This is a genomic window from Streptomyces sp. NPDC005070 (genome assembly GCF_053600395.1).
On record NZ_JBSFZS010000016.1, the window covers coordinates 34,182 to 48,353 of the forward strand.

Here is a 14,172-nt window from a genome sequence, read left to right on the forward strand (position 1 = left end):
CTTGGCGGTTAACAGCACACGTCCCCGGCCGAACTCGTCTGCCGAGCTCGCATGGCCGACGGCGGGCGTCTACGCCACGGCGGCCGGGACGGCGCCCTCGGTGGTCCAGTCGCCGTCGAAGAGCACGGCGACCAGGCGTGCGTGAGCCTCGGGGAGCTGGCCGTCGCGGTGTTTGGTGCGGGCTTTGGCGAGCCAGGCGCCGAGCCGGACGGTGTCGCCGTCGACGACGATCTCCTCCCGGGAAGCGGGGGCGCGGCCTTCGCGGTGGAGAAAGAGCTCCAGGAGCTGGACCGTCTCCTCGAAGCTGCGGCGGGTGCGGCGGGCGGGGGCGAGCGGATGGGTGTCGGGGGTGAGGCCGAGCACGGTCATCATCTGCTGTTGGCCGGGGCGAGGGCGGGCCAGGTGGTGAGCTGACGCTGCAGCCAGGAACCGATCTTCACCCCAGCCAGAACCGTGTCCGAGGTGAGCGCGGCCGGGTCGGCGCCAGCAGCGAGGTGGGCGCGCAGCAGGTGGTATTTGCGGTGCCAGTCCGCGCCGTGGGGCAGGCGCCAGTCGGGGGCGAGGGCGGCCAGATCCTGCGCGCGGGCCGCGTCGAGCCGGTCGTGGGCGGCGAGGGGGCGTTGTTCGGCGAGCCAGGCCCCGACGGAGGTGGTGGCGGGTGCGGCGAGGTGGCCGTGGGCGCGCAGGTAGTCGGCGGCCACGGTCAGGCGGGAGCGCCAGGCGGCGTCGTGCTTGTCCCAGATCATGCCGAGCGTGTCGAGTTCGGCGGTCCAGTCGGCGTCGAGGCGGCCGGCGGTGCGCGGGCGTCGCACATGGTGGTGATGAAGGTGCCGAGGGTGTAGCCGGTGGGGTCGGTGTAGTCGGCGGGGACGTCGAGGTGGCCCATTTCGGCGCGGTAGTTCTGGGCGGCCGCGAGCCCGAGGCGGCGGGAGGCGGGCTGGTCGCGGGGGTCGAAGGAGGCCAGGTCCATCACTTGGGCGATGCGTTCGGGGTGGACGGTGAAGTCGAAGCTCCAGCGGCGCGCGATGACCTGGCTGCTCTCGCGGGGCACCCGGTTGGCCTTGTCGGGGAGGCGTTCCATGATGCGGTGGTCGTGGCCGGCCAGCGCGGTGGCGATCGCCCACACCGGCTCGTAGGCGGTTCCGAGGATGCTCTGGCTGTCGGTGCCGGTCGGGATGCAGACGGGAACGATCAGGGAGGCGGTCTTTCCGGAGACGTCCAGGCGCAGGGCTCGGCCGAGGGCCTGGGCGCAGCGGACGACGCTGCGGGTGGGGACCGGGCACTGCACGTGCTGGTCTCCACCGCCGACAGCGCGGGCACGCGCTCACCCGGTCACTGCTGATCGGCGGAGAGATCTTCCACAACCGACTCGCCGCCGCGAACCAGGCCCGCGGCGACCGGCACCGCTTCCGCTCTCTCCACCGAGGGCGGTAGCGCGACGCTGCCGCCATGACCCCGGTGCGGAGCACCGCACAGCCGGCACGGAACACCGGCACCACCCCGCCTCCAGCCCGTACCAATCACTCACCCATCACCAACTACCGGGGAAAGGGGCGACAGAGAGAATGTCAGCAGTCCCACCACGGGACGAAATGCTGGGTTGACCTGCCAGAGCACTGGTGCTCCCGAGATGGGTCGCAAAAGAGATGTTGCAAGAGAAGGCGCAGGAGTAGCCGCAAGAGATGGTGCAGGAGTTGTTGCGACGGCAGTTCACTGGCGATCGATCTGCTGAGCGCGGTTGGTTCCTACGTTGGGATGACCGGTCTACGACCCCACGCCCAACCTCGAAGAACTCTGCAAGCACCGGTCTTCCAACGCCTGGTCGCAGGACGAGGGAGGGACTCTCAACCCCGGCGATCAGCGCCTCTGCCCGGTTTTACCCGGTGCACGCCGCAGTGATCGCATTGGTCCGATCATGTCGCTCAACACGTACCATTCGCGCTACGGGAAGACGACCCTGATTCCCTGAGAGTGAGGCAGAGGCGCGCCGTAAGGCTCTGGCGCACGCGTAGCAGGCACACCGAGCCACGCACCTCGAAAAAATGCCTCATTGACAGCGAGCGTGAAGTTCAGTGCGTCTGGTCCGGGAGTCGGTATTCATACTTTCGGGGTCTGAGGTCTTCTTCGGCCGGCTCCCAGTTGGTGTAGTGAGAGACGGTGCCCTCGCTGGGGGTGTAGGGATCGGTCCGGGTGTCGACCTTGATGTCGCTGACGACGTACAGGTCAACAGTGTTGGCCTTGTCCCTGGCGTGGAGGACCTCGTTGATTGTCAGTTCAACGCTCGTCGCAGCCCCCGTGGTGCCCTTGACCTCCACGTGCCGTTCCTCCGCGCCTCGGGTGCAGCGCAGGTCGTAGGGCTTGCCCAGCTTCTCGACTGTCCAGCCGTCTCCTGCGTAGTGGGCGGTGGCGATCTCTTCGGCGTACTCCTCGATGACCTTTCGCTTCTTGGGGTCAGAGATGTAGCCGGCGCCGCGGCGGCGGCGCTGGGGCTTCTTCTTGCCCTCGACCTGCTCGGCGGTGAAGCCCGGCGCCTTGTCGAGTGGGACGTCTTCGGGCTCGACGGGGTCGAAGGGAATTCCGGCGAGCTCCAGGAGTTGCTGGGCGGGCATCTGGACGAGCTTGCCCATGCCGCGGTCGGTGCCGGAGCGGCGGATCGCATCGCTGCCCGCCTCGGTGAGCGGGCCTTCGGGGCCCAGGGGGACGTTCTCGAGCTTGGCCAGCGGCTCGATACCGAAGCGCTGGGGGTACTTCAGGCGCTGCTCGGCTTCCTCGTCGGGCCAGTGCCAGGACTTGCCTTCGTAGAAGCCGCCGCGAACTTGGAAGAGGTAGAGCGTGGCGCTGTCCTGGAGCCAGTTTTCGAGCTGGACGCGTGGCGAGGCGCCGGTGGCCAGAAGCGCGAACCGGGGGTGGGCGTCCTGGTATTCGGGCTTCTTCTCCGGGAAGCCCCAGGAGAGTGTCTCGATGCCGTGCTCGAGGTTGCGCTGGGACTCGGTGCTCTGGCCCACGTGGACCATGATGAACGTCGAACTCTTCATGCAGGGCATCATAAGCATGCTGTTATCCACTGGTCGATAGAGTTCTCCGGTTTGGTAGTCTGCGCGGGTCAGGATCCAGCAGAGGACGACAACTCACAGTCCAGAGACGGCTACTGACCATCCGGCAGCCCGTCCCATCGAGCACGCGACGGCCCGAAGCCGCCAGGCGGTCAACCATGCAGAAGCGGCTGTGAGGTGTCTCAGAACCCGGGGAAGACACGTGCCCGACCAGGCCGCCACAGCCACCTCCGCCGACGACTTCTCAGTCCCCTCCCCACGACCCGCGCCAGACTCAGCAGCCCTGACGGCGGGGAGGGTCGCGTGTGCCGCAGCGGGCCGGGTGGGCGAGATCGCCACCCGCGTCGGTGATCCATCGTTCTTGCAGGCGTGCGCGGCCCGGTATGCGGCGGCCGGATTCGGCGTCCCGGACAAGTCTGAGATGCGCAGCTGGCGCAACAGTTGGCCGCCTCTGCTCCAGGCGCTGGTACGGGCGGGATTGTCGGATCTGCAGGTGTATCTGGAGTACGGGACGCCAGGCGGCAGCCGGCGCCTGGATGCTCTCCTGGTCGGTGCCGGCCCGGGCGGCGGGCTAGGCCTGGTGGTGGTCGAACTGAAGCAATGGCAGAACTGCCGCATCCTCGATGCGGAGCGCGTCCTGCGCAGTGACAACGTGGTGACGACCCATCCGGTGTTCCAGGTCGCCGCCTACCGGAGCTTCTTCACTCACTGGCGGCCTGCCGGAGCACCGCAACTGGATGTGCGGGCGGTGGTGGTACTGCACAACGCCAGTACAGAGCAGGCGGCTGCGCTGCGTCCCCACGCTCACCAAGTCGCCGATATACCGGTCCTGAGCGGCGCTGACCTGGCCGCCCCAGCACAGACGCTGATCGGCATGCTGCGCTGCGACGGCCTGGCCGCGCCGGACGCCGCACAGGTGACCGCTTTCGAGGGCATCCATTGGGAGCCTTCCAGCCGGCTGCTCAGCCATGTCGGATCAGAACTGGAGGGCACCAGCACCTTCGCGCTGGTGGGCGACCAACAGGACGCGTTCGTGCGCATCCGCGCCGAGGCAGCGCGCCACCTGCCCGCCCGCGGCGAACAGCCGGTACGCAAGGGGGACGGTGCGGTCATCACCGTGAGCGGCGGCCCGGGCAGCGGCAAGACCGCGCTCGCCGTGCGGCTCCTTGGCAGCCTCATGCGCAACCACCCCGCGACCCGCCCCCGCTTCATCACACCGTCGGGGACCCTGCGCGCCCACCTCCAGGAAGCCGTGCGCGCCCACAGCGCCGCACGCGAACTCTTCCCCGGCATCGGTGCCCTGCGCAGCACTGCGCATCAGGCTGGTGCGCTCGTCATCGACGAGGCGCAGCGCATCAAACGCAACGGCGCCAGCGGGCTGCCGCCGGACCTGGCTGCCGTAGTGGAACACGTCCCGCTGGCCGTCATCTTTCTCGACGAGCGCCAGATCATCCGCCCCGACGAAGGCACCACCGTCGATGAGATCGACGCAGCCGCCCGACGTCTTGGCCGGGTGCACCACCACCTGGAGCTCACCGGATCGTTTCGCTGCGCCGGCTCAGCTGCCTACACCGACTGGGTGGACGCCCTCCTGTACGGGACGCCAGTTGCCTGGACGGGACATTCCGGCTACGACCTCAGCCTCGCCGGCGACCCCTTCGTCCTCCAGCAACAAGTCGAGCGGGCTACCGCCGCCGGGCACAGCGCGCGTACCACCGCCGGGTTCTGCTGGCCCTGGCCCCGCAACCGCTCCCGCACCCCCACGCTCCCCCTCGATATCCAGATCGACGTCCCCTCCCCCACCGGCCCAACACGCGTCTGGAAAGCTGCGTGGAATGCCCGCGAAACCCTCACCGACACCAACGGCAAACCGGTCGCACCGCGTAGCCAGCTCTGGGCCACCCACACCGGAGGCCACCAGCAGATCGGCTGCATCTACACCGCCCAGGGCCTCGAATACCGCCACTCCGGCGTCATCATCGGCCCCGACCTCACCTGGAACAACGACCACTGGGAAGCCCACCCCGGCCAAAGCCACGATGAGACCCTCCGCGGCCTGTCCCCACAGCAATACCTGCGCCACGCCCTCAACATCTACCGCGTCCTCCTCACCCGCGGCACCCACACCACCCGCATCCACGCCACCGACCCCACCACCCAGCGCCTCCTCGACCGCCTCATCAGCCAAACCATGGCCCACTGAGCCGCTGGACACGACAAGGCTCCGGCCGCCCTTTGGCGCTACCGCTCACGGGGTTCCGGCCCGTCCACGACCGACACCTTCTCTGCGGTGCTTCGTGAGTGCCGAGCTCTGGCCCCCGATCAGGAGTGTGGAAGAGCACGACGGGCGACAACCCCTACGATTGGCTACCCCTTCGGCCCGGGGCGCCGTTGATCATCAGGGGGATATACGTGTCCAACCGTGTTCAGTCGCTGCAGCCAGGCGATCCGCGCCGTGTAGGGCCCTACCGTGTGGTCGGACGGCTCGGCTCGGGCGGCATGGGCACGGTGTTCGCCGCAGTATCCCCTGCAGGCGAGCGGATGGCGGTCAAGGTCATCCATCCTGCGCAGGCCGCGAACGATGAATTCCGCGCCCGGTTCCGGCGGGAAGTTCAGCTCTCGCAACGGGTCACCGGCCCATGCCTGGTACCAGTCCACGACGCCGACACCGAAGCTGCGCTTCCGTGGCTGACCACACCCTTCATCCCCGGCCCGACTCTCGACGCGCACGTTGCGGTCAACGGTCCTCTGGCCGGGGCGCATCTGTACGCCCTGGCAGCCGGCACCGCAGCCGCGCTCGGCGCAATCCACGCCGCGGGTATAGTCCATCGGGACGTGAAACCGTCCAACGTGATCCTTGCTCCGTCCGGGCCGCAAGTGCTGGACTTCGGCATCGCCCACGCTATGGACGGCACTTCAGTCACCCGTACCGGTGTACTGACGGGTACACCGGGCTGGATCAGCCCCGAGCACTACCGCACCGGCGAAGTCGGCCCGCACGGCGACGTGTTCGCCTGGGGAGCCCTGGTCGCCTACGCCGCGACCGGCCGCCTGCCCTTTGGCAGCGGCGCTGTCGGTGCCGTGGCGTTCCGCGTGATGTCGGGCGAGCCAGATCTGAACGGCGTTCCGTCCGACCTGCTTCCTCTGGCCGAAAAGGCCCTGTCGAAGGAGCCGACCGGCCGTCCCCCGGCTGCACAACTTGCCGCGAGGGCAGCCGAATTGCTCGCTGTTCAGGCGACCGCGGTAGCCACACTCAACAGCGGCCAGCAGCTCACGCTGATCCCTGATCTGGTCAGCAGTCTGCACTGGGATCCGGCACCCCAGGACGAAGCCTCCTGGCCCGCACCAGCACGCCATAGCAACCGAGTTCGCCTCTACGTGGCCGTCGCCGCGGCCGCCGCAGTCCTCGGCAGCATCGGCGGAGCCTTCGCCGCCTCTCAGTCACCCAACGACAACCGCGACGCAGGCCGCTCAGCGCAGAGCGCCCGGACCACCTCCGAGGCCACCGCGGACACCGCCGCCAAGAAGTCCGCCTCGCATCCCGAAAGCCCCGCCGCGTTCACCCCGTCAGCGCGCGCCGTATCCCAGACCCCGCAGCGTGCCGTTGCCCCCTCCCCCGCCTACACCCGAAGCGACAGCGCGCAGCCCACTGGCGATGAATGGGCCGAGGCCCGGGTGCCGGCCACAGATGCCGAGAAGAAGGCTGCTCAACGCCTGATCGCCGACGCAGCCCCCATCCTCCAGGGCGAGCAGTACACAGACCAGGACATCATCGTGACCTTCAATCCGGCAGCGCAGACGATGTTCGTCACCTTCGGCCCCGCGATCTACCCCGAAGGGCAGGACTACAACGACGACCCTGACTGGACCGACGTCCGTCGAGGCCTGATGTTCGGCGCCTGCTCCGAAGCCCAGGAGGACTTCCACAACGACGCCACCTGGCCCTACGAGCTCGTAACACGATCATGCGGCCCAGTCTCAGTAGTCATGGTGGAGCATGGGAGCGTGGCCCTGGATCGTGGGCAATAGCCTGTGTGGGGAAGGGGGCTGGATGAGCGTGGTGTGGGCGGCGACGTCGCCGGAATCGGGACTGTTCCATCCGGTTGAGAGACGTTCGGAGTTGAAGGATCTGTCAGACCGCTTCAACGACCTGCGTTCCCGCGGCCAGGGGTACCTCGAGGTTCGGTCGCCGAACAGGGAGTTCCCGGTGCTGATCCTGGCCTTCCGAGGTGATCACGCGGTCGTCCATCTGATGAGTGACACCGAGCGGATGTCTCTGCTCGTAGGAGACGACACCGTGGCCGCGGATGCTGAGGTCGAAGTCCCGATCATGGACGACCTTGCCGCATTCACGGGCGACTTTGTCCTGGGTATCGATCGGGCGTGGGACCTGGTGCACGATTTTACCCAGACGCCGGCGGCCGGCCCTCTGGGTGAGTGGTGTGAGTTATAGCTGAAAGCTCGTGACCCGATCATGATCGGTGCTTCTTCAGTCGCATCCAGCAGATGAGGCCGCAGGCCAATGAGACGAAGACGTCGTGGAGTTCGGCTCGGCGTTCCCATCGGACGGCGAGGCGTTTGAACTGGTGAAGCAGGGCGAAGGTCTGCTCGACGACGTAGCGGAGCTTGCCCAGGCCCTTGATGTTCGGGGCGCCCTTGCGGGAGATGACCGGAAGGATTCGGCGCTTGCGCAGCTCTTCGCGGTTGGGGTTGGAGTCGTAGCCCTTGTCGCCGAGCAGGGCGTCGGGTCGACGGCGCGGTCGGCCTGCGCGGCCGGCGACGGGTGGGATGCCGTCGACCAGGGCGAGGCTCTGGGTGACGTCGTTGACGTTGGCCGCAGTCGTGATGACTTTGAGCGGGGTGCCGCGTCCGTCGCAGATCAAGTGGTGTTTGCTGCCCGTTTTCCGCCGGTCGACCGGCGACGGACCGGTGTCGGTGCCCCCTTTTTCGCGCGGATGTGAGAACCGTCCACGCACGCCCTGGACCAGTCGAGTTCGCCGGCCGCGTTCAAGTCTGCGAGCAGGATCCGGTGCAGCCGGTCGAAGACCCCTGCCTTCTGCCACCGCTCCAGGCGCCGCCAGCACGTCTGTCCTGAGCCGAACCCCAGCTCCAGAGGCAGGAGTTGCCAGGCTATGTCGTTGTAGAGGACGAAGAGAATGCCCTGGAGGCAGAGCCTGTCCGGCACCGGGCGTGGCCCAGGAGACCGCTCCGGCCATGGTGGCAGCAACGGTTCGATCAGCGCCCACAACTCATCGTCCACGATCCACGGTCGAGTACCCACACCATCACGAACAGCCGAATCGTCACACCGGTAACGCCCAACCAGGGCATCTCGACAAGATCGTGTATCGAGTTCTTATGTCGGCTTCTTCCGGACCGCCACCCACGCGGCGAAGTCCTCGATGCCGTCGATGAGCGCCTCAAACCGGAAGGAGTGGAAGAGGTCGAAGGCATGGTGCGCGCCAGGCAGTTCGACGTACACGACTGGCGAGGTGGAGACGGAGCGCAGAGCGGTGACAAGAGCCCTGGGATTCTCGGTGTCCACCAGCTCGTCCAGGTCCCCGTGCGCGATGAGGAACGGTGGTGCATCCGTCCGGACGAGGTTCACCGGCGAGGTCGCCGGGTCGCCGTCGAAGTACTCCGCGAGAAAGCCGTTGAGTGCGACGGCGGCGGTCACAGAGGTGTCCGCCTCCTCGAACCCGGGCTGGTAGGCCGGTTCATTGGGGGTGAGTGCTGCCTGAGCCGCCATGTGCCCACCTGCAGAGCTCCCCGCCACGAATACGGCCGCCGCGGGCGCCGCGCCGTACTCCGCTGCGTGTTCGCGCGCCCAGGCGATGACCTTCTTCGCGTCGATCAGATGGGCGGGATGCGGGAAGTCGGGGCGCAGCCGGTAGTTGGCGCTGATGCAGACCCAGCCCTGGCTGGCGAGCTGGTAGAGCAGGGGCAGCGACTGAGTGTTCTTCCGGCCCTGGTCGTAGTGGCCACCATGGAAGTGGATCATTACGGAGCCGCCCTCGGGGCGTGAGCGGTGGTGGTAGACGTCGAGGAGGTTGCGGCGGCCTCCGTCCCCGTAGCTGAGGTTGCCCACCCGCTTGACGTCACGGCGGCGGCGAAAGACGGGCCTGAGCAGGATACGTGCCAGCGGCGGCCGGCGGTGCGTCCCCGTACCGGCGCCGAGCGCGTCGTCCAGGGCGATCCGCACCACGGACGCCGCCCGCATCCCGCGCAGGGTGACAACCACAAGCCCGGCAGCCGCGACCGCTGCCACCCCGACGTTCAGCCGGTCGGAGGTCGTGGCGATGTCGCCCTCTGAGAAGGCCAGCGCCGTCGAGGCCACCAGCGCGTAGAGAGCGACGTGCGGGATCTCGTTGAAGACCAGGCCGAGCCGGTAGCTGAAGTAGAAGAGCGGTTTCGGCCCGCGTATGCGAGCCAGGCAGAACACCACGATCAGCACGGCCAACACCACGGTCACCAGATAGCCCACAGCCACCACAACACCCCGTTCGGCACTCGACCTGACAAACGCCTTCTGTGGTACCACGGATGGGATGACGCGAGAGGGTGAAGTGCCCCCTGCGACCGCGTACTTGAGGTAGCTGCCCGTCCAAGCGGCAGGGGAGAGCGCCACGGTGGCGACAACGGCTCGATCAGCACTCAGAGCTCATCGTCCACGATCCACGGTCGAGTACCTGCACCCTCACGAACGGCCAAATCGTCACACCGGTGACGCCCCACCCGCACACTTCAGCAAGATCGTGTTACGAGTTCTACGGCCGCGCAGCCGTCGTCTACCGCGAATCCATGGCCAGCCCCATCATCGCCGACTTCCGCGACGTCACCCACATCGACAGCTGTCGCGTATGAACCCCTGAACCTCTAGGTCACAGGGTCGGCCGGATCGCCTGCACGCAGGCCGAGGCATGAGCCACTCGCTATCGCCGTAGCGTTCGTCGGTCAAATGCTCGTGGAGCTACACGGCCGGCCCATGCTTGATGCCCTGCACGAAGGCTGTCCAGGCGTCGGACGCGACGGCTACAACCCCGTAGTTACGGTTCTTGGTGTCGCGCACCAGGACGCTGTGCGGTTTGCTGTCGGCGATCTCGACGCAGGAGTCCTGGGAAGTGTAGGTACTGGTGCGCCAGTTCAGATTTTCAGACATGGCGGGTGCCTTCCTAGTCGGCGGGCATACAGTCAAAGTGCTGGATCGCTGAAAGGATCAGGTCTCGCGCGGCTTTTCCGTAGACCGCCGACTGCTGCAGTAGAGCGAAAGCCTTGCCGTAAAGCTCGATCTCTCGAGGTTGGGAGACGGATAGCTCGGCGGAGTAGGTCTCCACGAGGACCAGTTTGTCGTCAAACATCGAAAACGAGTTGCCGGGCCAGATAGCGGCTGGTGCAGAGCGGGGCACAATGCCGAGGCTGAGCCTCGGCAGTCGCAGCACGGCTAGAAGGCGGTCGAGCTGCCCCTTCATCGTCTCGGGGCCGCCGAAGTTGGTGTACAGAGCCTGCTCACCGAGCAGTACGTTGAAGATCCTCTCACCGCGGTATAGGTACTGCTGACGTTCAAGGCGTTTGGCTACGGCAGCCTCGGAATCGTTAGGGATCTCATAGTAGTTGACGACCTGTTCGAAGACATGGGCAGCGTAGTCGGTGGTCTGCAGGGTTCCCCACACGACGGTGGGGTGCCAGATGCGGAATACCTTGGTCTTCGCGTACACCGGGATAGCTTTGTGCTGTCGGCGTTCCGCTCCCGTCTGCAATTGACGACGCCATTCGAGCCAGAGTTCATCGACATGGCGGACGATCGCGATCAGGTCGCCCAGTTGATCGGTTTGGCCGGTGATCTCGCACCAGGTGCGGATGTCGTCTTCGCTTGGGCGTTGTTTTCCGTGTTCGATGCGCGAGATCTTGGATTCGTGCCATTCGGTGGCATGGGCGAAGGCCCGGCCGCTGGTGTATCCGGCGTCCTTGCGGAAGCCGCGCAGCCGGGCTCCAAGCGCTTGCAGTGCCTCATCTACCTGTGTCGTCACGGATGGTTCAGGGTTTGTAGGCGGTGTGGGGAATGGCAGCAGTCCAGAGCTGGTCGCGGAGGGCTGCGCACGCGGCGACTGCGTCCTGGTCCAAGACGAGTTGCGACCCAAGGACCCGGCCATCTGTATCGAAATGACCCACCGCAAGGAGCTGATCGTCGAACAACCACCAGTCTCTCCCGTCGAGCGGGAAGGTCGTGGTCTGAGGCAGGAGGTGGCGTGGAAGCCAGCGGATGTCCTCACCGGCCTCCGCGTTCAGCGCCGTGAGCGCATGCTCCCACTGGATGTAGGGAGTCACCGGCTCAGTGACGACGCGGACCCGGCGAATAGTCATGCCTCGCCTGGTGCACTGGCGCACGAGCTGTATCCAGGGTGCGAGGTATGAGTGGTCGCTGTCCCTACCGCTGAGCCAGTTACGAAAAGGCGTGTCTTCACCGGGAACCGAATAGTCGTCTCGCAGCTCAAGGTGGAAGGCGTCGCGTTTGTAGCGTGCGAAGAGCAGGTTGCGCTCAGCGCTGGAAATCAGTTCCACTCGGTTCCTCCGCCAGGGCGATGACATCCGACTTCGAAACCTCGACGCAGGTCTCGTAGTGCGGGATCGACATCTGTGCCAGGGCTTCCGTGTCGGTCACAGCTTTGCCTTGGACGACGCACGTGCCCTGCGGGGTGAGGATCATGACTGGCGCCTGGACACGCTTGATCGAGCTGGTTGTCAGCCCGTCCTCCTTCAGGTGCTCAAACAGTTCAGTGGGTACCTCAACCGCGCTCTCCCCGTCGGGGATGTGAAGCTGCATCAACAGGTCGTTAGCGAAGATCTGCCAGCCCTGAACGACGTAGCTGTCCCGGTCGGTCGCGTACAACGTCGGGCAGTCTCCCCCGGTGGAGTTGCTGCCCAGGAAGCGTAACTTCACGATCGGTCTCCCGTCTTCGTCCTTGCTCGAATTTGCTGGACACATCGATGGTCAGCGAAGCGTATGAGCCCGTCAACCGGCATGCTGCAAACTCCTGCAAGTTCCTTGGGAGTTGAGTCACGGCAGCTCTACCGTCGTCATCGGTCGCCACAGGCCCCGGCATCCGTACCGGAATCTAGGCCTGCAGAACGGCGACTTGGAGAGCCCGGCCCTGTCTCCCCCGGCAGGGCCGGGCGGCCCACGCCAAAAGGGACGACTAACCATGACCGATTCGCCGATGAATACCGCCGGCTCTGCTGTCAGCCCTCACCTCGCCACCCGCATCTCGCGCTACATCTTCCGGCCCAAGCACCGCCCACCGCGCCCCGCTCCACCGCAGTACGCACAGCGGCCGGAGCCCTCTCGTGATCTCGGGTCAGGGCGCAGCTCTGTCGCAGAAGCTGTCCCCTACCGCCCGTCGCTTGTGCGGGATCTGATGTTGGTGACGATCACGATCGCCTCAGGTGGGATCGGTGGCACTGTCTGTGAGCATGATGCCCAGCGAGTACGGGCTGTTCGCCGCCTGACGGCCGCTCACTTGACGTACCAGGCGCTGGAGGAGCTGGTCGACGACGCAATCGTCGTCGTCTCAGAGCTAGTTACGAACGCAATCAAGCACAGCGGCGGAACCCAGATCACCGTCAGAATGGTCATCGGGGACCAACAGTTGCAGCTCTTCGTCCACGCCGCGGTACAGGACGGCGGCCCTCAACTTCGGTCGGTCAGTGAGGACTCCGAAAGTGGCCGTGGTCTCCTCCTGGTCGACCGCATCGCGCGCGCCCGCAGCGGGCGGTGGGGGATCGATGATGCGGGCGCGACGACATGGTGCTCGTTCTCGCTCGGCGGGGAGCAATCGTGAGTGCGCTCGCCGCTGCGTCATGCAAGTCCAAGTCAGTGATGCCCTGGACTGTTTTCTTGGACCGGGCCGCGTTGAAGACGATCGGCACCAAAGTCCCGCGACAAGGCGGACTGAATCGTAGCCCGCTGCCGGAGGAGCAGCGGTGACCGCGGCCCTCCGGTACAGGCCACAGCTGCTTACCGAGTGGACGCCGCCTCTTGACGCCGATGAACTGCATTCCCTGCTCGTGAAGGTCCGCCGATGGCAGCCCTTCGATGGCGAGGCCGTCCTCGACGACATCAGCGCCGTGCTGGACGAATGCATGCCAAGCGAGGAACAAATGTCCCCGCTCACCATGAGGCTGTGTGGCCACCTTTCGCGCTTAGCCGAAATCGCAGTGGCGTCCCACGCCGACCCGGCCGACAGGATCACTGCGCAGCTCGTTGCCCAAGCACTCATGGTGCATCCCATGGCTCCGCCCAATGACTACAGGGCGGCCGTGGGGCAGCTCCGCCGGACGGGCTGGATCATCAGCGAACTCTTCGAGCGCCTGATCGCCCTGGGCTGCCTGAGAGAGGTGGCATGACCAGCCCCTGTCTCGCCACGACCACCATCAGCACGGAAGCAGGTAACCGCGTGAGCATGCCGACCGGAGAGGGCCTGGTCCCCTTCGTCATCCAGCGCCGTGGCGAGGAGGCCGCGCCGGCCGACTTCGTCTTCACGCGTTCCGGCCCCGGCCGGTACCGGTTGCGCTACCTCGACGAGGACCCCCGCGATCGCGACCTGCACGGCGTGCTGTGGGGCCGCTGTTCCTTCAACTCCGTCGACGACCAGGGCTCCCCCACCGGTGAGCCCGAGTGGAAGATGATGCATCCCTTCCGTCAGCGCATCACGATGCAGTCTCTGCGCTGCCAGGTCTGCACCAGTCCTGCCCGCACCCGCCTCGGCGCTGTGTTCCTTGCCGGGCCGCACGACCTCGATGCCGAGGCCGACACGGTGCTGACCAACCAGCCACCCGTGTGCGCCCGCCACGTCAAAGCCGCCACCAGGCTCTGCCCCCATCTGGCAGGCCAGCCACGGGTTTTCCTCGCCCGCAGTGCACCGTTGTACGGGGTCATCGGCGTCATCTACGGCTACAGCCCGGAACTCGGCGTCCATGTCGTCGCGCAGCCCGAGATGCCGCTGCCCTACGGACACCCCAACCTGACCACCTGCCTGGCGTCCCAGCTCGTGCGTCGGCTGTCCTCGTTCACCGTTCTCACGGTGAACGAGCTGATGCGGGAACTCGACGCCGCACCCTAGAC

At 66.5% G+C, this 14,172-nt stretch carries 16 protein-coding genes; 6 read left to right on the forward strand and 10 right to left on the reverse strand.

Annotated features, from left to right (window positions below):
* Positions 1-69: 69 nt before the first annotated feature.
* The 4 genes from ACWEBX_RS08145 to ACWEBX_RS08160 form a co-directional block, all read right to left on the reverse strand.
* The gene (locus ACWEBX_RS08145) at positions 70-372 is read right to left on the reverse strand and encodes a helicase associated domain-containing protein (RefSeq protein ID WP_451884079.1); all 303 of its coding nucleotides are present in this window, start codon (positions 370-372) and stop codon (positions 70-72) included.
* Entirely contained in the window at positions 369-812 is a 444-nt protein-coding gene (locus ACWEBX_RS08150) for a helicase associated domain-containing protein (protein WP_451884080.1), read from the reverse strand. Before ACWEBX_RS08150 ends, ACWEBX_RS08145 begins: the two co-directional genes overlap by 4 nt.
* Complete coding sequence (locus ACWEBX_RS08155) at positions 743-1,288, reverse strand: helicase associated domain-containing protein (RefSeq protein WP_451884081.1); 546 nt, start codon at positions 1,286-1,288, stop codon at positions 743-745. Before ACWEBX_RS08155 ends, ACWEBX_RS08150 begins: the two co-directional genes overlap by 70 nt.
* Before the next feature lie 781 nt (positions 1,289-2,069).
* Positions 2,070-3,035 carry a DUF3883 domain-containing protein gene (locus tag ACWEBX_RS08160; RefSeq protein ID WP_451884082.1) on the reverse strand — a complete coding sequence of 322 codons (966 nt, stop codon included), beginning with the start codon at positions 3,033-3,035 and terminating at the stop codon, positions 2,070-2,072.
* Positions 3,036-3,375: 340 nt separating this feature from the next.
* Here ACWEBX_RS08160 and ACWEBX_RS08165 point away from each other — a divergent pair, with 340 nt between their 5' ends.
* The 3 genes from ACWEBX_RS08165 (at position 3,376) to ACWEBX_RS08175 (ending at position 7,506) form a co-directional block, all read left to right on the forward strand.
* On the forward strand, positions 3,376-5,256 hold the full coding sequence (locus ACWEBX_RS08165) for a DNA/RNA helicase domain-containing protein (RefSeq protein ID WP_451884083.1): 1,881 nt from the start codon (positions 3,376-3,378) through the stop codon (positions 5,254-5,256).
* A gap of 209 nt (positions 5,257-5,465) precedes the next feature.
* Positions 5,466-7,082, forward strand: coding sequence for a protein kinase domain-containing protein (locus ACWEBX_RS08170; protein ID WP_451884084.1), 1,617 nt, complete (start codon positions 5,466-5,468; stop codon positions 7,080-7,082).
* A gap of 22 nt (positions 7,083-7,104) precedes the next feature.
* A complete protein-coding gene (locus tag ACWEBX_RS08175) occupies positions 7,105-7,506 on the forward strand; it encodes a hypothetical protein (protein WP_451884085.1) in 402 nt (133 codons plus the stop codon).
* Positions 7,507-7,525: 19 nt separating this feature from the next.
* Here the strand turns inward: ACWEBX_RS08175 and ACWEBX_RS08180 are convergent.
* The 6 genes from ACWEBX_RS08180 to ACWEBX_RS08205 all read right to left on the reverse strand — a co-directional run bounded on the left by ACWEBX_RS08180 (position 7,526) and on the right by ACWEBX_RS08205 (position 11,991).
* Positions 7,526-8,316, reverse strand: a protein-coding gene (locus ACWEBX_RS08180) for an IS5 family transposase (RefSeq protein WP_451884128.1) whose coding sequence is annotated in 2 segments (ribosomal slippage) — positions 7,526-7,999 and positions 8,002-8,316 — 789 coding nt in all. Because the reading frame shifts where the segments join, the coding sequence is not laid out codon by codon here.
* Positions 8,317-8,409: 93 nt separating this feature from the next.
* Positions 8,410-9,543: an alpha/beta hydrolase gene (locus ACWEBX_RS08185; RefSeq protein ID WP_451884086.1), complete on the reverse strand. Its 1,134-nt coding sequence runs from the start codon at positions 9,541-9,543 to the stop codon at positions 8,410-8,412.
* A gap of 480 nt (positions 9,544-10,023) precedes the next feature.
* Positions 10,024-10,212, reverse strand: coding sequence for a DUF397 domain-containing protein (locus ACWEBX_RS08190; RefSeq protein ID WP_451884087.1), 189 nt, complete (start codon positions 10,210-10,212; stop codon positions 10,024-10,026).
* 13 nt (positions 10,213-10,225) lie between these two features.
* Positions 10,226-11,080: a helix-turn-helix domain-containing protein gene (locus ACWEBX_RS08195; RefSeq protein WP_451884088.1), complete on the reverse strand. Its 855-nt coding sequence runs from the start codon at positions 11,078-11,080 to the stop codon at positions 10,226-10,228.
* A 7-nt stretch (positions 11,081-11,087) separates the two neighbouring features.
* Complete coding sequence (locus ACWEBX_RS08200; protein ID WP_451884089.1) at positions 11,088-11,612, reverse strand: DUF6879 family protein; 525 nt, start codon at positions 11,610-11,612, stop codon at positions 11,088-11,090.
* Positions 11,590-11,991, reverse strand: a complete 402-nt coding sequence (locus tag ACWEBX_RS08205) for a hypothetical protein (RefSeq protein WP_451884090.1) — start codon at positions 11,989-11,991, stop codon at positions 11,590-11,592. Before ACWEBX_RS08205 ends, ACWEBX_RS08200 begins: the two co-directional genes overlap by 23 nt.
* Before the next feature lie 262 nt (positions 11,992-12,253).
* On the opposite strand from ACWEBX_RS08205, the gene ACWEBX_RS08210 reads away from it, so the two are divergent.
* The 3 genes from ACWEBX_RS08210 to ACWEBX_RS08220 all read left to right on the forward strand — a co-directional run bounded on the left by ACWEBX_RS08210 (position 12,254) and on the right by ACWEBX_RS08220 (position 14,170).
* Positions 12,254-12,889: an ATP-binding protein gene (locus ACWEBX_RS08210; RefSeq protein ID WP_451884091.1), complete on the forward strand. Its 636-nt coding sequence runs from the start codon at positions 12,254-12,256 to the stop codon at positions 12,887-12,889.
* Between the two features lie 142 nt (positions 12,890-13,031).
* Entirely contained in the window at positions 13,032-13,454 is a 423-nt protein-coding gene (locus ACWEBX_RS08215; RefSeq protein WP_451884092.1) for a DUF6415 family natural product biosynthesis protein, read from the forward strand.
* Entirely contained in the window at positions 13,451-14,170 is a 720-nt protein-coding gene (locus tag ACWEBX_RS08220; protein ID WP_451884093.1) for a hypothetical protein, read from the forward strand. Before ACWEBX_RS08215 ends, ACWEBX_RS08220 begins: the two co-directional genes overlap by 4 nt.
* Positions 14,171-14,172: the final 2 nt, after the last annotated feature.